20 protein-coding genes are annotated in these 21,034 nt (G+C 40.6%); 15 read left to right on the top strand and 5 right to left on the bottom strand.

Annotated features, from left to right (window positions below; genetic code table 11):
* Positions 1-56 precede the first annotated feature (56 nt).
* The 13 genes from tsf (at position 57) to ATS76_RS16000 (ending at position 12,595) form a co-directional block, all read left to right on the top strand.
* On the top strand, positions 57-908 hold the full coding sequence (tsf, locus tag ATS76_RS16060) for a translation elongation factor Ts (protein WP_058552876.1): 852 nt from the start codon (positions 57-59) through the stop codon (positions 906-908).
* A gap of 158 nt (positions 909-1,066) precedes the next feature.
* Positions 1,067-1,816: a UMP kinase gene (gene pyrH / locus ATS76_RS16055; protein ID WP_006793634.1), complete on the top strand. Its 750-nt coding sequence runs from the start codon at positions 1,067-1,069 to the stop codon at positions 1,814-1,816.
* Between the two features lie 49 nt (positions 1,817-1,865).
* Positions 1,866-2,387 carry a ribosome recycling factor gene (gene frr / locus ATS76_RS16050; RefSeq protein ID WP_257903597.1) on the top strand — a complete coding sequence of 174 codons (522 nt, stop codon included), beginning with the start codon at positions 1,866-1,868 and terminating at the stop codon, positions 2,385-2,387.
* A gap of 58 nt (positions 2,388-2,445) precedes the next feature.
* Positions 2,446-3,225: an isoprenyl transferase gene (locus ATS76_RS16045; protein ID WP_008126663.1), complete on the top strand. Its 780-nt coding sequence runs from the start codon at positions 2,446-2,448 to the stop codon at positions 3,223-3,225.
* Between the two features lie 20 nt (positions 3,226-3,245).
* A complete protein-coding gene (locus tag ATS76_RS16040; protein WP_058552875.1) occupies positions 3,246-4,112 on the top strand; it encodes a phosphatidate cytidylyltransferase in 867 nt (288 codons plus the stop codon).
* Complete coding sequence (gene ispC / locus ATS76_RS16035) at positions 4,109-5,314, top strand: 1-deoxy-D-xylulose-5-phosphate reductoisomerase (protein ID WP_058552942.1); 1,206 nt, start codon at positions 4,109-4,111, stop codon at positions 5,312-5,314. Before ATS76_RS16040 ends, ispC begins: the two co-directional genes overlap by 4 nt.
* A gap of 1 nt (position 5,315) precedes the next feature.
* Entirely contained in the window at positions 5,316-6,668 is a 1,353-nt protein-coding gene (rseP, locus tag ATS76_RS16030) for a sigma E protease regulator RseP (protein WP_058552874.1), read from the top strand.
* A gap of 96 nt (positions 6,669-6,764) precedes the next feature.
* Complete coding sequence (bamA, locus tag ATS76_RS16025) at positions 6,765-9,236, top strand: outer membrane protein assembly factor BamA (RefSeq protein ID WP_058552941.1); 2,472 nt, start codon at positions 6,765-6,767, stop codon at positions 9,234-9,236.
* A gap of 11 nt (positions 9,237-9,247) precedes the next feature.
* Positions 9,248-9,766, top strand: coding sequence for an OmpH family outer membrane protein (locus tag ATS76_RS16020; protein ID WP_006793627.1), 519 nt, complete (start codon positions 9,248-9,250; stop codon positions 9,764-9,766).
* 7 nt (positions 9,767-9,773) lie between these two features.
* Positions 9,774-10,796: a UDP-3-O-(3-hydroxymyristoyl)glucosamine N-acyltransferase gene (gene lpxD / locus ATS76_RS16015; RefSeq protein ID WP_058552873.1), complete on the top strand. Its 1,023-nt coding sequence runs from the start codon at positions 9,774-9,776 to the stop codon at positions 10,794-10,796.
* 27 nt (positions 10,797-10,823) lie between these two features.
* Positions 10,824-11,276, top strand: a complete 453-nt coding sequence (gene fabZ, locus ATS76_RS16010) for a 3-hydroxyacyl-ACP dehydratase FabZ (RefSeq protein WP_058405706.1) — start codon at positions 10,824-10,826, stop codon at positions 11,274-11,276.
* A gap of 2 nt (positions 11,277-11,278) precedes the next feature.
* Positions 11,279-12,049, top strand: a complete 771-nt coding sequence (gene lpxA / locus ATS76_RS16005) for an acyl-ACP--UDP-N-acetylglucosamine O-acyltransferase (RefSeq protein ID WP_058552872.1) — start codon at positions 11,279-11,281, stop codon at positions 12,047-12,049.
* 153 nt (positions 12,050-12,202) lie between these two features.
* Positions 12,203-12,595, top strand: coding sequence for a septal ring lytic transglycosylase RlpA family protein (locus ATS76_RS16000; protein ID WP_058552871.1), 393 nt, complete (start codon positions 12,203-12,205; stop codon positions 12,593-12,595).
* Here the strand turns inward: ATS76_RS16000 and cydC are convergent.
* Genes cydC through ATS76_RS15975 form a run of 5 tightly spaced genes read right to left on the bottom strand, consistent with a single transcriptional unit; the run spans position 12,578 to position 18,983 of the window.
* The gene (cydC, locus tag ATS76_RS15995; protein WP_058552870.1) at positions 12,578-14,320 is read right to left on the bottom strand and encodes a thiol reductant ABC exporter subunit CydC; all 1,743 of its coding nucleotides are present in this window, start codon (positions 14,318-14,320) and stop codon (positions 12,578-12,580) included. The genes ATS76_RS16000 and cydC overlap by 18 nt on opposite strands.
* Positions 14,313-16,100: a thiol reductant ABC exporter subunit CydD gene (gene cydD, locus ATS76_RS15990; protein WP_058552869.1), complete on the bottom strand. Its 1,788-nt coding sequence runs from the start codon at positions 16,098-16,100 to the stop codon at positions 14,313-14,315. Before cydD ends, cydC begins: the two co-directional genes overlap by 8 nt.
* The gene (gene cydX, locus ATS76_RS15985) at positions 16,090-16,254 is read right to left on the bottom strand and encodes a cytochrome bd-I oxidase subunit CydX (RefSeq protein WP_006793620.1); all 165 of its coding nucleotides are present in this window, start codon (positions 16,252-16,254) and stop codon (positions 16,090-16,092) included. The genes cydD and cydX overlap by 11 nt, the downstream gene beginning before the upstream one ends.
* A gap of 12 nt (positions 16,255-16,266) precedes the next feature.
* The gene (cydB, locus tag ATS76_RS15980; RefSeq protein ID WP_058405701.1) at positions 16,267-17,406 is read right to left on the bottom strand and encodes a cytochrome d ubiquinol oxidase subunit II; all 1,140 of its coding nucleotides are present in this window, start codon (positions 17,404-17,406) and stop codon (positions 16,267-16,269) included.
* A 2-nt stretch (positions 17,407-17,408) separates the two neighbouring features.
* A complete protein-coding gene (locus ATS76_RS15975) occupies positions 17,409-18,983 on the bottom strand; it encodes a cytochrome ubiquinol oxidase subunit I (protein ID WP_058552868.1) in 1,575 nt (524 codons plus the stop codon).
* 299 nt (positions 18,984-19,282) lie between these two features.
* On the opposite strand from ATS76_RS15975, the gene lpxB reads away from it, so the two are divergent.
* Positions 19,283-20,440, top strand: coding sequence for a lipid-A-disaccharide synthase (gene lpxB / locus ATS76_RS15970; protein ID WP_058552867.1), 1,158 nt, complete (start codon positions 19,283-19,285; stop codon positions 20,438-20,440).
* Positions 20,430-21,032 carry a ribonuclease HII gene (rnhB, locus tag ATS76_RS15965; protein ID WP_058552866.1) on the top strand — a complete coding sequence of 201 codons (603 nt, stop codon included), beginning with the start codon at positions 20,430-20,432 and terminating at the stop codon, positions 21,030-21,032. The genes lpxB and rnhB overlap by 11 nt, the downstream gene beginning before the upstream one ends.
* The last annotated feature ends 2 nt before the right edge of the window (positions 21,033-21,034 follow it).

Genomic DNA, 21,034 nt, shown 5'->3' with positions numbered 1-21,034 from the left:
TTGTAGAGCGGGTAACCCGCTTATCTAAACCAGATTTCAGATTTGAGGATTTACTAATGGCTGTAACTACTGCCCTAGTTAAAGAATTACGCGAGCGTACAGGCGCTGGCATGATGGATTGTAAAAAAGCGTTAACTGAGACTGATGGCGACATCGAGTTAGCGATTGAAAACATGCGTAAGAGCGGTGCTGCAAAGGCTGCTAAAAAAGCAGGTAACATTGCTGCTGAAGGTACTATCATCATCAAGCAAAATGCGGGTGTTGCTGTACTTGTTGAAGTTAACTGTCAAACAGACTTCGTTGCAAAAGACGTAAGCTTCTTAGCATTTGCTAACAAAGTTGCTGACGCTGCAATCGCTGAAACAATCTCTATCGAAGACTTACAAGCTAAGTTTGAAGAAGACCGTGTTGAGCTAGTAACGAAAATTGGCGAAAACATCAACGTACGTCGCCTACAGTACATCGCTGGTGAAAACCTAGTTGAGTACCGTCACGGTGAGCGTATTGGTGTTGTTGTTGCGGGTGTTGCTGATGAAGAAACACTTAAGCACGTTGCAATGCACGTTGCTGCTTCAAGCCCTGAGTACTTAACACCTGCTGATGTTCCTGCAGATGTTGTAGAAAAAGAGAAGCAAGTTCAAATCGATATCGCGATGAACGAAGGCAAGCCTGCTGAAATCGCTGAAAAAATGGTTGTTGGTCGCATGAAGAAGTTTACTGGTGAGGTTTCTCTTACTGGTCAAGCTTTCATCATGGAACCTAAAAAATCTGTTGGCGATGTTCTTAAAGAGAAAAACGCAACAGTTACTGGCTTTGTACGTGTAGAAGTTGGTGAAGGTATCGAGAAGAAAGAAGAAGATTTTGCTGCTGAAGTTGCTGCTCAAATTGCAGCCGCTAAAGGTCAGTAAGATTGACTATTTGTGATGCATAAGGAAATTAGATGCAATTAAAGTACTATTTGGTTTTGCGTCACGCATAGAAATTCTTTAAAATAACCGCGCTTTTATGTTTATCATAAGCGCGGTTATTTTTTATCCATAATTCAATAAAAGTTGGCCCCAATACTATGACTATCAATCGTAAACCTATTTTTAGACGTGTTCTTCTCAAATTAAGTGGTGAAGCTTTAATGGGAGACGAAGGCTTCGGCATCGACCCTAAAGTTTTAGACCGTATGGCACAAGAAATTAAAGAGTTAGTAGAGCTCGACGTAGAAGTGGGTTTAGTTATTGGCGGCGGTAATTTTTTACGCGGTGGGTCATTAGCCGAAGCGGGTATGAACCGAGTTGTTGGTGACCACATGGGTATGCTGGCAACGGTAATGAATGGCCTTGCAATGCGTGATGCGCTGCATCGTGCATTTGTAAATTGTCGTTTAATGTCTGCTATTCCACTTAATGGTGTATGTGATGCGTACAACTGGGCTGAAGCAATCAGCTTATTAAAAACTGGCCGCGTTGTTATTTTTGCAGCGGGTACGGGTAACCCGTTTTTCACTACAGATTCTGCTGCGTGTTTACGTGGTATTGAAATTGAAGCTGATACAGTAATTAAAGCAACGAAGGTTGATGGTGTATTTAGTGACGATCCTGTGAAAAACCCAGAGGCGACGCTTTACCGTCATTTAAGCTACAATGAAATTATTGATAAAGAATTAAAAGTTATGGATTTAGCGGCCTTTACTTTAGCCCGCGATCATAATATGCCATTGAGCGTATTTAACATGAATAAATCAGGCGCGTTAAAACGCGTAATTATGGGTGAAGAAGAAGGAACACTTATCTCTTCACAAGCCTCAGATGAAGTAATCAAATAATTAGGATTGAACCGTGATTAACGATATTCAAAAAGATGCGCAAGCGCGCATGCAAAAGAGTGTAGCAGCACTAGGTAGCCAACTTTCTAAAATTCGTACTGGCCGTGCTCACCCTGCAATTTTAGATGGTATTATGGTGTCTTACTACGGTGCTCCTACACCGTTAAATCAAGTTGCAAATGTAACAATAGAAGATTCACGTACGCTTGCTATTGGTGTTTTTGATAAGTCATTAGCACAAGCCGTGGAAAAAGCGATTATGGCTTCTGACTTAGGTTTAAACCCTATGTCAGCGGGTACAGTTATCCGTGTGCCACTTCCTCCTCTTACGGAAGAGCGTCGTAAAGATTTAATTAAAATTGTACGTGGCGAAGTAGAAGGCGGCCGTGTTGCCGTTCGTAATATTCGTCGTGATGCTAATGGTGACATTAAAACACTATTAAAAGATAAAGATATTTCTGAAGACGAAGCGCGCCAAGGTGAAGATGCAATTCAAAAGTTAACAGATAAATTTATCAAAGAAATGGATACGCAATTAACAGCGAAAGAAGCTGAATTGATGGAAATCTAAACAGCTAATTTTATTAGTTTTGAAACGCCGTCTGGGTTATACTAGGCGGCGTTTTTTTATGGAATACTCGATATTTATGGCTTTAAACGCTGATACAATTTCACAACAATGTTTACCTAAGCATGTTGCTATCATCATGGACGGGAATGGACGTTGGGCGCAAGCTAGAAATAGGCCTCGTGTGTACGGGCATAAAAAAGGCGTGGACGCAGTTCGTCAATCTGTTCAGTTTTGTACTAAATTAGGCGTTCAGTCGTTAACCTTATTTGCATTTAGTAGTGAAAACTGGCGCCGTCCTGAAGACGAAGTAAACACGTTAATGGAGCTATTTTTGTTTGTATTAACAAAAGAGGTTAAAAAGCTTCATAAAAACAATGTAAAACTAACCATCATTGGAGACTTATCTCGATTTTCTGAAGGGTTGCAAAACAAAGTACATAGTGCACAGCAACTGACAGAAAATAACACAGGGTTGTGTTTAAATGTGGCAGCCAATTATGGCGGCCGTTGGGATATGGCAAACGCGGCTAAACAACTTGCAATGCAAGTTGCAAGTGGTGACATTGACGCACAAGATATTACTGAAGAGCGTATTGCGCAGCATATGAGCATGGCCGATCAACCTGAACCCGATTTACTTATTCGAACGGGGGGCGATGTTCGCATTAGTAACTTTTTACTATGGCAGGCAGCTTACGCAGAACTTTATTTTACCGAAACACTTTGGCCTGATTTTAATGAAGCAGCATTTGCTGAGGCCATTGCATGTTACGTTGCCAGAGAGCGACGATTTGGTTGTACGGGCGAACAAATAAAACAATTACTCGCTCAAACCTAAATAGATTAAGGGTCACAATTTTGTTAAAACAACGCATTTTAACCTCACTAGTGTTAGCACCTGCAGCGCTAGCCTTGGTTTTTTATACACCACTGACGTTATTTAGTTACTTTGCAGGCGCCATTGTTTTAATGGGTGCTTGGGAATGGTCTGCTTTTATGGGGCTTTGCGACAAAATCAAAAGAGGCGCTTTTGTTGCGCTCATTGCTGCATTACTGGCGGTGCTTAATTTACATTGGCCGATAGAATCGCTTTGGCAAAACGGCCAGTTAGTGGGTGACGCTAATTATTTATTCACCCTAGCGTTTGCATGGTGGATTGTTGCTAGTTATTTAATTTGGCGTTATCCGGCTATGGCCAAAGCGTGGAATGAAGGGCTCGTAATGCGCGGTATTGCCGGGCTACTAACTTTAGTGCCACTGTGGCTTGCGCTCAATACGCTTCGTAGTGCGCAATATGCTGAGTCGACTCATTTTGGCTCAGTGCTTATTCTGGTGGTGCTAGGCATAGTATGGAGCGCAGATATTGGTGCCTATTTCACTGGTAAAAGCTTCGGCAAACACAAGTTAATGCCAAAAGTAAGCCCAAATAAAACGATTGAAGGCCTTGCTGGTGGCATCGTTGCGTCAATTTTATTTGTTATGGCGTTTTGCCATTTTAGCGATGTTGATTTAGCTGTTTGGCCAATTTATGCCATTATGACTGCATTTATAGCGTTATTTTCGGCAGTTGGCGATTTATTAGAAAGTATGTTTAAACGTGAAGCTGGCCTTAAAGACAGTGGTAAATGTTTACCTGGACATGGCGGTATTTTAGACCGTATTGATAGCTTAACAGCGGCAGCGCCAATGTTTGTAATGTGTTATGCATGGACCTTAAGTTTATGAGTCGTAAGCAGCAGCTAGTTATTTTAGGTGCTACGGGGTCAATTGGTTTAAGTACACTTGATGTTGTAGCAAAAAACAGTGATTTATTTGGTGTATTTGCTTTAACAGCGGGACAAAATGCAAAAAAAATGGCTGAGCTTTGCATAAAGCATTCGCCCCTTTATGCAGTTATGGCAACGCAAACCGCCGCAGAAGAGCTATCACTGCATTTAAAGGGCACAGCGTGTCAAACGCTGATTATGCACTCACAACAGGCAATGAGTGATTTATGTGCGCATCCTGAAGTAGACATCGTTATGTCTGCCATTGTTGGAGCCGCAGGATTGTTACCCACGCTTAGTGCAGTAGAAGCCGGCAAGAAAGTTCTGCTCGCGAACAAAGAGTCGCTGGTTATGTCGGGTCAATTGTTTATTGATAAAGTTATAAAGCACAAAGCCACTTTGCTGCCAATTGATAGCGAACATAACGCTATTTTTCAATGTTTGCCTTACTCAATACAGAATGCGCAAAGCGATAAGAACCTGCAAGATAATGGTGTTAGTAAAATTTTACTTACCGGTTCAGGTGGGCCATTTTTAACGCGTGATATCAATACCTTAAAAGAGGTAACCGTTAGCGAGGCCGTCGCGCACCCTAATTGGTCTATGGGGCAAAAAATCTCAGTAGATTCTGCAACTATGATGAATAAAGGGTTGGAGTTTATTGAAGCCAAGTGGCTATTTAACTGTAACAGCGATGACATTGACGTTGTTATTCATCCTCAAAGCATTATTCACTCAATGGTTCAGTACCATGATGGCTCAATTTTAGCGCAAATGGGTAATCCCGACATGCGCACGCCTATTGCCCATGCATTAGCGTTCCCAAAACGAATTGACGCAGGTGTTAAACCGCTTAACTTTTCAGATATTTGTGATTTTTCGTTCACTAAACCTGATTTTACCCGTTACCCTAACTTGCAGCTTGCTATTGATGCTTGCTCGGCGGGACAGGGCGCTACGACGACCGTTAATGCCGCAAATGAAATGGCTGTCGCTGCATTTTTAAAAGGTGAAATTGGTTTTACAGATATCTATAAAATAAATGCACAAACTCTAGAATCGGCTCAATGCATTAACGTGCAGAGTTTAGATGAAATATTACAATGCGATAAGCTTGCGCGTGCTAGCGCTGCTCAGTTTATAAATAAAGTGGCTCATTAATATGTTTGATTTTATTTGGAATCTTGGATCATTTATTTTAGCTTTGGGTATTTTAGTTACTGTTCATGAGTATGGTCATTTTTGGGTAGCACGAAAAGCGGGGGTTAAAGTACTTCGCTTTTCTATTGGTTTTGGTAAGCCCTTAATCAAATGGCACGACAAATACAACACTGAATATGTCATAGCTGCTATTCCATTAGGTGGTTATGTAAAAATGCTTGATGAGCGTGTGGACGATGTTCCACCAAATCAGCGGCATCTATCTTTTAACTCAAAGTCGGTACAAGCACGAATTGCTATTGTTGCAGCTGGGCCTATGGCAAATTTTTTGTTTGCTATTTTTGCGTTAGCGGTGATGTACATGGTGGGGGTGCAATCGGTTAAACCGGTAGTTGGCAGCATTACTGAGGGAAGCCGGGCAGAGCAAGCCGGCCTTATGCCAAGCCAACACATTATTAAAATTGGTGATGACAATATAACCACGTGGCAAGACGCGACGTTCGCTTTTATGTCGCGATTAGGTGAACAACGCGTAGAAGTTACAGTTCGCGATGAAAACTTACAAACACGCGTTAAAACACTCAACATTGATGGTTGGAAGCTTGATCAACAAGATGTTCCTCCACTAACCTCTTTGGGCATTGTACCATTTCGCCCGCAAGCCACATTAACGGTTGCCGCAGTGACTAAAAATTCGGCAGCGGAACAAGCCAATTTGCAAGTTAACGATACTATTTTGGCTGTAAACGGTGAAACTATAAGCAATTGGCCGCAATTAGTTAATGTAATTACGCAATCGGCTAACAAATCTTTACAATTTAGTGTAAAAAGACAAGATAGTATAAAAACCATAACAGTGACGCCTCAAGGGCGTGTTGGCAACAATGGTATTGAGCAAGGCTTTTTAGGTGTAGCGCCTGTTGTGCAGCAATGGCCAGAGGGGTATGTACAATCCCGAAGTTTTGGACCGCTTGATAGTATTGTTCGCGGTACAAAAGAAACGTGGCGATTAATTACGCTGAGCTTTGACATGATTGGTAATTTAATTACGGGTCAGGTTTCGGTTAAAAATTTAAGTGGTCCTGTTGGTATTGCAGTGGGAGCAGGGACTAGCGTAAGCTATGGTTTAGTTGCCTTTTTAAGCTTTTTAGCCCTAATAAGCGTTAACTTGGGTGTATTTAATTTATTACCCCTGCCAGTGCTTGATGGTGGACACTTAATGTATTACATAATTGAACTTTTTCGTAAAAAGCCGGTCTCTGAAAAGACACAAGAATTTGGTTTTAAAGTGGGGGCGTTACTCCTCATTTTTCTAACATGTTTCGCTTTGTTCAATGATGTATCGCGTTTGTAGTTAACGCGTAACATTTATTAATTAGAACACGATTGTAAAGCACTAGTAATTTAGGTGTTGAGCGGTAATACAGTTGTAAAGGATAAAGATAATAAAATGGCTATAAAAAAACATTTGGCAGTTTCAAGTTTATTGGGTGCAAGCTTTGCCGCCCTAGGCCAAACTTCCTTTATTGTTGAAGACTTGAAAGTTGAAGGCTTACAACGCGTAGCACTGGGTGCTGCATTAACTCATATTCCTATTAACGTAGGCGATAATGTAGATGACTACACAATTTCAAAAACAATAAAGTCACTTTATCGTTCTGGCCACTTCGACAACATCAAAGCATTGCGTGATGGAAACAACGTTATTTTTAAAGTAACCGAGCGTCCAACCATTAGCTTTATTGAGTTTGAAGGTAATAAAGATATTAAAGATGAGCAACTTAATGAGTCGCTTGATCAGCAAGATATCCGCCAAGGTGAACCACTTGATAAAACCGTAATAGACAACATTGAAAAAGGCTTAGTAGAGTTTTTTCATAGTATTGGTAAATACAATGCAACGGTTGATATTAGTGTTACTAAATTGCCACGTAACCGCGTTAAACTTAAATTGGAGTTTGACGAAGGTGATGCTGCGTCTATCCGTCAAATTAACTTAGTGGGTAATGAGCTTTTTTCTAATGAAGAATTACTAAAACTTGCCGAGTCTCAGCAAGATTTACCTTGGTGGCAGTTTATGGGCAGCGATCGCTACCAAAAACAAACTATTGAAGGCGATTTAGAAAAAATCCGCAGCTTTTATTTAGACCGTGGTTATTTACGTTTTAATATCGATTCGACTCAGGTATCGGTAAGTCCAGAGCGTGAGTCTGTATATGTAACGGCTAACCTTACCGAAGGCGTGAAGTATAAGGTTAAAGGCTTTGACTTTATTGGTGACTTACTCGGTCGAGAAGATTTAATTAAAAGCGTTATCCCACTCAGAGCTGGTGAGCTTTACAATGGCTCTGTTGTTACATCGTCAGAAGAGTTCATTAAAAGTTATTTAGCACGTTTTGGTTATGCAAATGCTGAAGTGCGTACAATTCCTGAAATTGACGACGAAAAGCAAGAAGTTCAGTTAACTTTATCTGTTAACCCAGGTAAGCGTGTTTACGTTCGCCGTATAATTGTTGGTGGTAACCAAAACACCGCAGATGAAGTATTGCGCCGTGAAATGACGCAACTAGAAGGTGCATGGTTATCAAATCAAAACCTTGAGCGTTCAAAGCTACAAATTCAACGTTTACCGTACATGGAAACTGTTGATTTTAATGTAGTGCCCGTGCCAGGTGTAGACGACCAAGTTGACGTAGATTTCACTGTGAAAGAACAGTCAGCCGGTAGCTTTAATGCTGGCCTTGCTTATGGTTCATACCTAGGACTGCAATTTAATATTGGTGTAACTGAATCTAACTTTTTAGGTACAGGTAACCAAATTGGCTTAAATTTGAATACGTCTACTGGCTCTGAAAGTCTCAGTTTGTCGTACACAGACCCTTACTTTACGGCTGATGGGGTATCACAAGGCAGCAGTATTTTTTACCGAAACTACGACGCAAGTAAGTTTAGTCTTGTAGATTACAAATCAAAAAGTTATGGTTTAGGTACAAATATTGGTTTTCCGATTGACGCAATAAACCGAGTTAATTTTGGTGTTCGTTGGATAAAAGAAGAGCTGTCAGATATTGCTGAGTACGAGCAAACGCGCGTATTACGTGAGACATTCTTTGACCCTGAAAACCCTGATGCAGGCTTTGATTTTACTAAATATGAGTTAAGTGTTGGTTGGTCACGTATTACGGTTAACCGTGGTTTATTCCCAACAGCAGGTTCGCGCCAAACGTTAAATTTAACGGGGACGACACCAAACTCAGATTTAACTTACTTCAAGCTTAATTACGATTCACGTTTTTACTGGCCAATATCTAACGATCATCGCTGGGTATTCTCGGCTCGTGCGGCGCTTGGTTATGGTAATGGTTATGGGTCAACGAATGGATACGATCAAACGCTTCCATTCCAAGAGTTCTTCCGCATTACTGAAATGGAACTACGTGGCTTTGACCGTAATACAATATTGCCACAAGCTGTAGCACGTCGTGCAACGACTATTCCTGGGACACTAAACCCAGATGGTTCTACTTCAGGTCCTATCAATAGTGCGTCGGAGTTTGATCAGTTAATACCACAAGGTCGAATTGGTGGTAACGCCAAAGCGGTGGCAGGCATGGAGTTAATTGTTCCTACGCCGTTTTTAGATGAAGAAAATACAAGTTCAGTGCGTACCAGTTTCTTTGTTGATGCTGCAAACGTATGGGACACAGAGTTTAGCGTAGACCGCTATCAAAACTTACTCGTAGACCAACGCAATAAGTTGGATGATTATTCAGATCCTATGCGTTTTAGAGTATCGACCGGTTTATCATTACAGTGGATCTCTCCAATGGGTCCTATGCTGATTAGTTTTGCGTATCCATTGCAAAAAGAAGAAGATGACGATACGAAGACCATCAGTTTTAATATTAGTAACACTTTCTAAAGGAGTTTTTTATGACTAAATTATTTAAATCAACGGCAGTAGCTGTTTTAGCAACGTTAATGATGGGTACTTCTGCTAGTGCACTTGCTCACAAAGTAGGTGTTGTAGATATGCAAGAAATCTACAAGCAAATTCCTCAAATGGCTAAAATTGAGCAGTCACTACAAAGTGAGTTTGCTGAGCGTCGTCAAGAGCTTGAAAAGTTACAAGGTGATATTCGCTTTGAAGCAGAAAAATTTAAGCGTGAGAGCACAACGATGAGCCAAGCTCAAAAAGATGCACTACGTGATAAAATTCAAGGTATGCAAAAAAACCTTGCTGAAGTAGGTCGTCCTTTAGAGCAAGAAATCAAAGCACGTCAAAACCAAGAGCTTGCAAAAGTTCAGGGCTTAATTATTAAAACAATTGAAGAGATTGCTAAAGACGGTGACTTTGATGAAGTTAAAGTAAAAGACACAACAATTTACTTTAACCCTAAAGAAGTAACAGACCTTTCATCTAAAGTAGTAACCGCTGTTAGCAAGAAATAATCACTCTATGCAAAATTATACGCTTTCGCAAATTGCGGAACTTCTAGGCGCCGAACTTCAGGGTGATGGCGCTTTAGAAATAACAAAAATAGCGACACTTGCAAATGCCCGTACTGGGCATATTGCATTTTTAGCGAACTCAAAATATCGTGTTCAACTTGAAACGACTCAAGCCAGTGCTGTCATTGTTAACCAAGCCGATGCAGTGCACTTTGATGGTAATAAAGTGATTGTTTCAAATCCGTATGTCAGTTATGCAAAGCTTGCGCAATTTATGGATACAACACCGCGTTCAGCCTCTACGGGCATTCACCCAAGCGCAACGATTCATCCAAGTGCAAATATAAGTAAAAGTGCGGCTATAGGCGCAAATGCTGTTATAGAAGCTGATGCAGTCATTGGTGACAAGGCGCAAATTGGTCCGAACAGTTTTATCGGAGAACGTGTTAAAATAGGTGCCGGTACAAAGCTTTGGCCGAGTGTGACTATTTATCACGATGTTGAAATTGGTGCAGATTGTTTGTTCCAGGCAAATAGTGTTATTGGCAGTGACGGATTTGGTTATGCAAATGAGCGTGGGCAGTGGGTTAAAATTCCTCAGCTAGGCTCTGTGATTATTGGTGACAAAGTTGAAGTGGGCGCAAGTACCACTATTGACCGTGGCGCACTCGATGACACAATTATCCATAGCAATGTGATTATTGATAACCAGTGTCAAATAGCACACAACGTTGAAGTTAACTCAGGCACAGCAATTGCTGGCTGCTCTGTCCTTGCAGGTAGTGTCACCATAGGTAAAAACTGCCAAATTGGTGGTATGACTGCAATTAATGGTCACATGTCAGTATGTGATGGTGTTATAATTACCGGTATGAGCATGGTGACAAAATCAATCACCGAACCCGGTATTTATTCATCAGGTATGCCCCATACAACTAACAAAGAATGGCGTAAATCAATTGCTCACTTGCGCAATCTGTCAGACATGAAGTCTCGTTTGAAAGCGCTTGAAGCACTGGCTAAGTCATAAACGTTGAACACATAAAAGGATGCTATTTTGGCAAACGAATTAAATAGCCTTGATATTCAAGAAATCTTAGCTTTATTACCGCACCGTTACCCGATGCTTTTAATTGATCGTGTTATTGACTTTACCCCGGGTAAGTCATTGCATGCTATTAAAAATGTATCTATAAACGAGCCTATTTTTACTGGGCATTTTCCAAACCAGCCTATTTTCCCTGGTGTGCTAATATTAGAAGCTATGGCACAAGCCACTGGTCTTCTTGGTTTTAAAACAGTTGAAAATCGCAGTGAAGATGAGCTTTACTTATTTGCTGCAGTAGACAACGCACGTTTTAAACAACCGGTTGTTCCTGGTGATACATTGCATTTGCATGTAGAGTTTTTAAAAGAGCGCCGCAATATATGGAAGTTTGCTGCTGAAGCTAAAGTTGACGGCAAAGTAGTATGTAGTGCCGAAATTATGTGTGCGAGAAGAGAGTTTTAATAGTGATCCATTCTACAGCAATAATCGAACCTGGCGCTAAACTAGGCAACAATGTCTCAGTTGGTCCGTATAGTTATATAGGCAATGATGTTGTTATCGGTGATAACTGTATTATTGAGTCTCACGTTGTTGTCAAAGGACCTTCGACCATTGGTTCTGGAAATCATATTTTTCAATTTGCGTCTGTAGGCGAAGCTTGCCAAGACAAAAAATACAACAACGAACCAACGACATTAATCATTGGTGACAACAATGTTATTCGTGAATGTGCGACTATTCACCGTGGAACCATCCAGGACCAAGGTGTAACAAAAATTGGTAGCAACAATTTGTTTATGGCTTACACACACGTAGCACATGACGCAGTGATTGGCGATAATGTGATCTTTGCTAATAATGCCAGCGTTGCAGGCCACGTTCATGTTGCTGATTGGGTTATATTAGGTGGTAATTCCGGTGTTCATCAATTTTGTAAAATTGGCGCGCATGCGTTTATTGGCATGTACTCTGGCGTAAATAAAGATGTACCGCCATTCGTGACCACGATTGGTATGCCAGCAGGTCCTGCTGCAATCAATAAAGAAGGTATGAAACGCCGTGGCTTTGAAAACGATGAAATAATGGCAGTACGCCGTGCTTATAAAGCGTTTTATCGTAAGAGTTTAGGTGTTGACGAAGCAATTGCATCACTAAGTGAAGACGCTGCTAAGTACCCTGCAGTGCAAACCATGATAGATTTTGTTAAAGGCTCTGAGCGCGGCATTGTAAGATAATTACAAGCTTTGCTTTGAGCATTAAAAAGCCACCTAAGAGTAATCGCAGGTGGTTTTTTATTGCCTACAAAATGGCTCTCTTAAATAAATTCAGTACACACTCAGCTAAGCAAGGTTAACCTTTGCGCGAATTTTTATAATTAAAGCGCAGTTATGTCTCTTACTAAGTTAATTTTTATCCTCAGTTTTTTGTCAATTTTAGCTGCGTGTAGCAGTCAGCGTGTAGTTACCTCCGCTGATAGTGAGCGCAGCCAGTTAGGTAAAGCTTCCTATTACGCTAATAAATATCATGGCCGCACAACCGCAAACGGTGAGGTTTTTAGCCAAAAGGCAGAAACAGCTGCGCATTTAGATTTACCCTTTGGTACTAAAGTAAAGGTAACTAACTTGGCAAATAACAAATTTGTAATTGTAAGAATAAACGACAGAGGGCCTTACGTAAGAGGGCGAGTGATTGATTTATCATTAGCTATGTTTAAAAAAATAGCCGACCCTAAGGTCGGCGTTATCGATGTATCAATCAGTGTATTAAAACCGGGTAGTTAGTGCTACATAATCTGGATAAGCGCTACTAAGCTCTTTATGAGAGCCTTGCGCAACCACTTTACCATCTTCTAACCATATAACATTATTCATTTGACTAAGAAGAGCAGGGTCGTGGGTAATTGTAAGTACGCTTACGTTACTCATTACCTGCATAATGGCGTTCATTACGGTTTGCTTAGATTGGTTATCTAGCCCTTCTGTAGGTTCATCAAGTACTAAAATAGCGGGGTTTTGTAATAAAGTCTGAGCTATCGCTATACGCCTTGATTGTCCTTGAGATACATTACGCCCGCCAGTACCTAAACGTGTTTTTAAACCCGCTTTTAAACCATCAAACCAAGGTTTTAACTCTGCAAGTTTAATTGCTTCTAGCATTTCATCTTTTGTAGCATTTGGCGCAGCATAGCGTAAATTTTCACTGAGTGTGCCATCAAAAATATGGTGCTGCTGCGCTAATATATTTATAACGCTTGCGCGGGTGTCATTGCTTAGTGAGTGCAGCTCTTGGGGGTTATTTTGATCACCCAACTTAATGCTGCCTTGCTGAAGTGGCCATAACCCAGTTAGCAAATTAACCAACGTGGTTTTACCACTCCCACTACGACCTACAATGGCCACTTTTTGCTGCGCTTTAAGGATAAAGCTAACGTTAGTTAATGCAGTATGCTCATCGTATTTATAGCTAATGTTATTAAGGGTTAGTGAGGTATTATTTTTATCATATTGAGTATCAATTAAAGCGACTTGATTGTTACTCTGAGCAGATACTTTATCTTGAAGTGTAAATAGTCGCTCTGCGGCTTTTAGTACATTAGGTAACTCTATAAAGGCATTAGGCAGGAGCAATACACTTTCAAAGCTTGCTATTACAAATAGGCTTAGCATGGCAAGCTCTACATTTACCATGGCACCGCTGTATACCAACGGCACAATAGTAACGATGGCGCCTAGCATGGCTAGTTGCACTACCAGTAAGCTTAGGCCATCGCTATTTGCCAGTGCTTTATGGCGATTATAAAGTTGCTGATTGTACTGCTCATTCAATTTATTACATTTTGAAATTTGATCGTCACCTGCTTGGTAAATACTCAGTTCTCTAAGGCCTGTTAGCGTGTCAGAAAGTTCGGCCCTAAGTTGAGCACTTAGCTGTGTTTCTTTATGGCTATTTTTGTTTAACTTAATACTTAATAAAGCCGGTAAAACAACACCAATTAATAAAATGCCAGTAAAACAAATAAGTGCAACGTTAGCATTGTAGGCCGCCATAAACACCATAATAATTGGTACGCTTAATAGCGCTACTAGCATAGGGAGTAAGATGTTTAAGTAAAATTTATCTAGGGCATCAACATCGTTTTGTAAGCGGTTTACTAAATCGGCGCTGCGGCTCATTGCTAAATCTACATTGTTTAGCTTACTTAGTGTTGCAAACATATTTACGCGAATTTCACTCAACAATAAAAAAGTCGCATTATGAGTAACTAAACGCTCAGCATAACGAGAAGCCGTTCTTACAATAGCTAAAAAACGTATTGTGCCGGCGGGTGTAAAATAGTTCATTTGCACGCCAGCAATACCTGCAGCTGCCATAGATGCCAAAAACCAGCCTGAAATAGCCAGTAGGCCAACGTTAGCAAGCACCGTAATTGTTGCTAACAGTGTACCGAGTAACATGGCTTTATAATGAGGGCGGCAGAGCTTTATCAATCTAATAAAGTTATTCATGGGCCACTCCTTGCTTAGTGGCATTTAGCAAATTATAAAACACGCCATGTTGAGTGCGTAGTTTTTCAAAGCGACCTTGCTCAGTGATCTTACCCTGGTCCATTACAATAATATTGTCGGCGTGTTTTACAGTATTTAATCTGTGTGCGATTACCAGTACTAAATTGTTTTTAGCGTACATATTAATGGCGTGTTGAATGTGTTGCTCTGTTTGGCTATCAAGGTGAGCTGTTGGCTCATCAAGCATCAAAATAGGGGCATTTTTTAAAAACGCACGGGCTAGTGCTATGCGTTGTTTTTGACCGCCAGAGAGGCCTTCACCTTGCTCACCTATTAACGTATCGAACCCACGTGGAAGTGAGTTTATAAATTCAAGCGCACCTGCTTGGTGTGCCGCTTGCTTAAGTTCGGGCTGTGTCGCATCAGGTTTAGCTAATAGAATGTTCGCACTAATGCTATCGTAAAATAAGGTCGGATTTTGAGGTATCCACGCAACCTGACTCTGAAGTTGGGTAATATTGTTTGCTGTTAATGGCAATCCGTTAATATAAATGCAGGGCATTACTTGGGCATGAAAGCCTAATAGGCAGTCAAATAAAGTGCTTTTCCCAGAACCACTGTTACCCACAACTGCAACTAACCCTTTTTTTGGTAATGTTAGGGTTATATCGTGTATTCCTTCATTACTGTTTGGGTACGTATAACTAAGCTTTTTAATATCTATAGAATTTAGTTTATCTAGCCTAGAGCCCGTGATTGTATTTACAACAGAATCAGCCTCATTATTTGGTAGAGGCGCATTTAAAATAGTCACCATGTCCGCAGCAGCACTAATACCTTGCAAGCGGGCATGGTAATGGCTCCCCAATTGGCGTAAAGGTAGGTAAAATTCGGGGGCTAAAAGCAGTACTACAAAGCCTGTAGAAAAGTCGAGGGTGCCGAAAAACAGTCTAAAGCCAATAATAACAGCCACCAAGGCTACACTAATGGTAGCTAAAAACTCCAAAGCAAAAGATGATAAAAACGCAATTTTTAATACGCCTAGTGTTGTATGTCTAAAGTCATCAGAAATTTTAGCGATTTGTTTTAATTCGGTTTGCGTTGCGTTAAACAGTTTTAATTGTGTTAATCCCTGAACTCGATCAAAAAAGTAATTACCAAGCACTGCGAGTTGTTGCCAACGTTTTTGATTTAGAGCTTCAGCTTTAGAGCCGACTAAAATCATGAAAAAGGGAATAAGTGGGGCCGTTAATAAAAATATTAATCCCGCTTTATAATCGGTTGGAAAAATAACAATCAATATTGCCAGTGGGATAAGGGCACTGTAAGCAACACCAGGTAGATACTTTGCGTAATAGTCGTGAAGTTCTTCTACACCATTGTGTAATGTATTTAAGGTTGCGCCTTGACCGTGTTGCTCAATGTAACTAGGGCCCAGTAAACTTAATTTAGTTAAAAGTGTTTGGCGCATAGCCGATTTGATTTTAAGTGCAGCCAATGCGCTTAGCCTTTCACTTAGTGCTAAAAAAATTGCTCGTAATAAAATAATGCCTGCAAGTGGCCAAAGTAAATGGGCTACTTGAGCAAGGCTTTCACCTTCAAACATTACATTATGAATAGTTTGAGCAAGTAAATAAGCACCTGTAATCATTAAAATGGCGTTAAAAGTACCTAGCGCAATACTGAGCTTTAACCATAATGAGGTGGGTTTACTTTGTGTTTTTAAAAAAGCGCGCAGTGTTTGCTGCTGCGCGCGATTTGGTCGGGGTTTAGTCGTCATTGTTGGTCGAGTTAGCCTCGTTCAATAAATCATGCATCGGTTGTTCATCATCAGCAATGCTGTTTTTATTTTGATGAAATTCATACCACATTACATTTATAACGCCTAAGGTACAGGCTAAAAGTACACCTAAAATCCAAGCAAAATACCACATAGTTCAGTCTCCTTAGTAGCTGCCATGAGTGTTAGTTTCAATTTCTTCTACGGTTACTCTGCGCCACATTTTCACATAACACCATGTGGTGTAGGTTAAAATTAATGGTACAAAAATGGCCACGGCTACAAGCATAATATTAAGTGTTTTATGGCTCGAAACGGCGTCCCAAATTGTTAAGCTAATATTAGGGTTGTTAATTGATGGCATAATAAACGGGAATAATGAAACGCCCGCAGTCATAATGACACCCACTAGCATAAGTGCTGTTGAAATAAGCCCTAACGCTGGTTTATTGAGCTTAGAAAAAATTAGCGCGCTCAGCGCCATTGCAAACGCCAAAATAGGAAAGGTCATTGTCCATGAGCGTTCTGCATAATTATTTAGCCAAGCCCCTTTTGCTGTTGTAACCACTTTAGCTAGCGGATCAGCATGGCCTTGAGTATCGCCCATAGACACAATTTGGTAGCCATTCAAATTAGCAACCCATGCCCCCGCAGCTGCAAATAAAATAATAAATGCAATTAATGCATAACGTCCATACTGGCCAGAACGCTGTGCAACTGCATCAGCCGTTCTAAGTTGTAACCACATACCAGCATGGGCAATTAACATAGCTACACTAATTAAACCTGCAAGCAGTGCGAATGGGTTTAACAAGCCAAAAAATGAACCTTGGTAACTCACACGTAACAGGTTATCGATATTAAATGGGACACCTAAAAATAAATTACCAAATGCCACACCAAACACGAGTGCTGGAATAGCGCTACCTGCAAACAGGCCCCAATCCCAGTTATTACGCCAGCGTTTAGAGTCAATTTTAGAGCGATAATCAAACCCAAGTGGTCTAAAAAAGAGGGCAAATAGTACAAGCATCATTGCAAAGTAAAAGCCCGAAAAAGCGGCGGCATACACCATGGGCCAAGCAGCAAATAACGCGCCACCGGCGGTAATAAACCATACTTGGTTACCATCCCAGTGCGCACCAATTGTGTTAATGACAGTACGTCGTTCTAAATCTGTTTTACCTACTAGACGAAGGAGCATAGCAACCCCCATATCCATACCGTCGGTAATTGCAAAGCCGATTAAAAGCACCCCAATGATCAACCACCACAACATTTTTAATGTTTCATAATCAAAAATCATGATTATTCTCCTTTTGCTTGTGTGTTGTTTGGCAGCTCAAAATGATATTTACCAGTGTGTAATGAGCTAGGGCCTTTTTTAATAAAGTGAATCATTAACCAGCCTTCAACAATGGCAAGGCCTGTATAGAAAATGATGAAACCTGTTAAGCTAATTAAAATATCGTTGACCGTCAGTGATGACGTTGCTAAAAAAGTCGGTAGTATTTCAGAAATAGCCCAAGGTTGGCGGCCATATTCTGCGACAATCCAGCCAAATTCAATCGCAATCCATGGCAATGGAATACTTAATACAGTGGCCCAAAGCAGCCAGCGTTTTTGTTCAATTATACGGTGTGCGTTGTAATAGAATGCTAATACAAACACTGCAAGCATAGCCACGCCACAGGCAACCATGATCCTAAACGACCAAAACATAGGGCCTACTTTTGGAAACGAATCTTTTACTGCTTTTTGAATTTGCTCATCGGTCGCATCAACAACATCTGATGTATATCGCTTAAGCAATAAGCCATAGCCTAAATCGTCTTTTACTGCGTCAAATTTAGCAATGTTTTCAGGAGTATCTTCGCCATTTCTGAGTTTAGTTAGATAGCCATAAGCAATCATACCGTTACGAATACGTACTTCATGTTTTTTCTCTAAATCAGAGATACCCATTACTTTTTCGTCAAGTGAACGCGTAGCAATAATGCCCAATGCATAGGGTATTTTTACAGCTGCATGGGTTACTTGCTCTTCAGAGTCAGGAAAACCAAATGCAGTAAACGCAGCGGGCGCTTCTTCTGTGTGCCACTCGGCTTCAATAGTTGCTAATTTTACTTTTTGAATTTCGCCTACTTCATAGCCTGATTCATCACCAAGTAAAATAACACATAAAATTGAGGCTAAACCAAACCCTGAAGCCACTGAAAATGAACGTTTAGCAAATGCTAAATCGCGACCTTTTAGTATGTACCAACTACTTATACCTAAAACAAACATAGACGCGGCGACATAGCCTGCAGATACCGTGTGAATAAACTTAACCTGTGCAACAGGGTTAAATACCAGCTCTGCAAAGCTGGTCATTTCCATTCGCATAGTTTGGTAGTTAAATTCAGCACCTACTGGGTTTTGCATCCAACCATTAGCAATTAATATCCATAATGCTGATAAGTTTGTACCCAGTGCCATTAAAAAGGTAGCGCCTAAATGTTGACGTTTAGAAAGTCTATCCCATCCTAAGAAGAACATACCCACAAAAGTTGATTCTAAAAAGAATGCCATTAACCCTTCAATAGCCAGTGGGGCACCAAATACATCACCCACATAATGTGAGTAATAAGACCAGTTAGTGCCAAATTCAAACTCCATAGTGAGGCCTGTGGCAACACCAATGGCAAAGTTAATACCAAATAACTTACCCCAAAACTTAGTCATATCACGATAAATTTCGCGACCAGTCATAACATAAACTGATTCCATAATAACTAAGATCCAAGTCATACCTATTGTTAACGGTACAAATATGAAGTGAAAGAGTGCAGTAATGGCAAACTGCAGTCGCGATAGATCCACAAAGGTTTCATCTATCATTTTATGCTCCTTGAATGTGACGGATTAACTGGACAATGAGGTATTGGCAGAGTTAATTATTAAATGAACTTTCAGTAATTACTGAAAGTTTGCAACATTATTCACGCTTGTTCAATACTTGTCAATATATATTAGTAAAACTTAATATATTATTTGTATGCTACATCAGTATTAAAAATAAACAACAATAGAGATTATATTTATAGATAAAAAACGAGTTGTTTAAAGCGTTTAATCACATACCAAAACGCGGTAAACTAAACTTATGACGCCCGATTTAAATATGAACCAAAAAGCAAATGACTAAAGAAAAAAAACAACTACGAATAGGTATAGTGGCAGGTGAGCTGTCGGGCGATATTCTAGGCGAAGGCCTGATAAAAGCATTAAAAATACATTTTCCAGACGCCACCTTTGAAGGGATTGCAGGGCCAAAAATGCAGGCGCAAGGCTGTAAAACACTTTACGATATGGATGAGCTATCGGTAATGGGGTTGGTTGAAGTATTAGGACGCCTGCCTCGATTACTTAAAATACGCAAACAGCTAGTACAGCACTTTATTGATAACCCACCCGATGTATTTATTGGAATAGACGCCCCCGATTTTAACCTACGCGTTGAAAAACCGTTAAAAGAGGCAGGTATTAAGACCGTTCAATACGTGAGTCCGTCTGTTTGGGCATGGCGCGAAAAACGCATACATACAATAAGCGCTGCTACTAACTTAGTGCTTGCATTATTACCGTTTGAAAAAGAATTTTACGATAAGCACCAAGTACCGTGTACGTTTGTAGGGCACACATTAGCTGACGATATAGCGCTTGAGCACAACGACAGCCAAGCACGTGCAGAACTAGGGTTAAGTCTTGATGACAAAGTACTTGCGTTACTGCCAGGTAGCCGAGGCTCTGAAGTAGGCTTACTAAGCGAAACCTATATAAAGACAGCTGCGCAGTTACAAGCGCAAAACCCCAACCTTAAAATTGTAGTGCCGCTGGTAAACGAAAAGCGCAAAGCGCAGTTTACTGATATTTTAAATGCCACAGCACCTAGCCTTAATATTAGTTTGCTAGATGGGCAATCAAAATTAGCGATGCAAGCGGCAGATGCCATATTACTTGCATCGGGCACTGCCACACTTGAAGGCATGCTCTATAAAAAGCCCATGGTAGTGGGTTATAAAATAAAGCCGATGAGTTATTGGATTTTTAAAACTTTATTTACCTTTAATATTAAGTATTTTTCACTGCCTAACTTATTGGCCGATGAAGAACTCGTGCCTGAATTTTTACAAAGCGAATGTAACGTAGCCAATTTGTCAGGCGCACTTACACCTATGCTAGAGACAGATAACAAACAATTAAAAGCACGGTTTTTAGCAATTCATGAAAAAATTAGATTAAACGCCAGCAAACAAGCAGCGCAAGCTGTAGCGGAGTTAATACATGCAAATTGAACGACCTAATGTAACCTTAATTGCCGGTGTAGATGAAGTAGGGCGCGGCCCGCTTGTAGGTGATGTTGTTACCGCTGCGGTAATACTCGACCCAACTAAACCTATTGCAGGTTTAGCCGACTCTAAAAAGTTAACAGATAAAAAGCGCCAAGCATTGGCTTTAGAAATAAAAGAAAAAGCACTGTGCTATGCCTATGGGCGTTGCAGCCCATCAGAAATTGACGAGTTAAATATTTTACACGCCACCATGCTTGCTATGAGCCGCGCAGTTGAAGGGTTAAGCACACAGCCTGAATTTGTATTTATAGATGGTAATCGTTTACCGAAATTAACAATGCCGGCACAAGCGGTTGTTAAAGGCGATAGCCTAGTAGCTGAAATATCAGCAGCGTCTATTTTAGCTAAAGTAGCGCGTGATGATGAAATGGTTGAACTCGATGCACGCTACCCACAATATGGGTTTGCAGGGCACAAAGGTTACCCAACTAAAGCGCACTTTGCAGCGCTTGAGCAATACGGCGCAATTGACGAACACCGTAAAAGCTTTAAGCCTGTACAACGTGTGCTAATGCAAGCTAAGGGTGAGGCATAAAC

Origin of the sequence: Pseudoalteromonas sp. 10-33, assembly GCF_001469195.1 — a bacterium.
Lineage (GTDB): Bacteria > Pseudomonadota > Gammaproteobacteria > Enterobacterales > Alteromonadaceae > Pseudoalteromonas.
The sequence above is the reverse complement of the archived record's forward strand: the minus strand, read 5'-3'. Positions and strand labels throughout refer to the sequence as shown.

Coding starts and splice junctions, on each gene's coding strand:
- tsf (WP_058552876.1), top strand. CDS start 57: ATGGCTGTAACTACTGCCCTAGTTAAAGAATTACGCGAGCGTACAGGC.
- pyrH (WP_006793634.1), top strand. CDS start 1,067: ATGACTATCAATCGTAAACCTATTTTTAGACGTGTTCTTCTCAAATTA.
- frr (WP_257903597.1), top strand. CDS start 1,866: ATGCAAAAGAGTGTAGCAGCACTAGGTAGCCAACTTTCTAAAATTCGT.
- ATS76_RS16045 (WP_008126663.1), top strand. CDS start 2,446: ATGGAATACTCGATATTTATGGCTTTAAACGCTGATACAATTTCACAA.
- ispC (WP_058552942.1), top strand. CDS start 4,109: ATGAGTCGTAAGCAGCAGCTAGTTATTTTAGGTGCTACGGGGTCAATT.
- rseP (WP_058552874.1), top strand. CDS start 5,316: ATGTTTGATTTTATTTGGAATCTTGGATCATTTATTTTAGCTTTGGGT.
- bamA (WP_058552941.1), top strand. CDS start 6,765: ATGGCTATAAAAAAACATTTGGCAGTTTCAAGTTTATTGGGTGCAAGC.
- ATS76_RS16020 (WP_006793627.1), top strand. CDS start 9,248: ATGACTAAATTATTTAAATCAACGGCAGTAGCTGTTTTAGCAACGTTA.
- lpxD (WP_058552873.1), top strand. CDS start 9,774: ATGCAAAATTATACGCTTTCGCAAATTGCGGAACTTCTAGGCGCCGAA.
- ATS76_RS16000 (WP_058552871.1), top strand. CDS start 12,203: ATGTCTCTTACTAAGTTAATTTTTATCCTCAGTTTTTTGTCAATTTTA.
- cydC (WP_058552870.1), bottom strand. CDS start 14,320: ATGAATAACTTTATTAGATTGATAAAGCTCTGCCGCCCTCATTATAAA.
- cydD (WP_058552869.1), bottom strand. CDS start 16,100: ATGACGACTAAACCCCGACCAAATCGCGCGCAGCAGCAAACACTGCGC.
- cydX (WP_006793620.1), bottom strand. CDS start 16,254: ATGTGGTATTTTGCTTGGATTTTAGGTGTACTTTTAGCCTGTACCTTA.
- cydB (WP_058405701.1), bottom strand. CDS start 17,406: ATGATTTTTGATTATGAAACATTAAAAATGTTGTGGTGGTTGATCATT.
- ATS76_RS15975 (WP_058552868.1), bottom strand. CDS start 18,983: ATGATAGATGAAACCTTTGTGGATCTATCGCGACTGCAGTTTGCCATT.
- lpxB (WP_058552867.1), top strand. CDS start 19,283: ATGACTAAAGAAAAAAAACAACTACGAATAGGTATAGTGGCAGGTGAG.
- rnhB (WP_058552866.1), top strand. CDS start 20,430: ATGCAAATTGAACGACCTAATGTAACCTTAATTGCCGGTGTAGATGAA.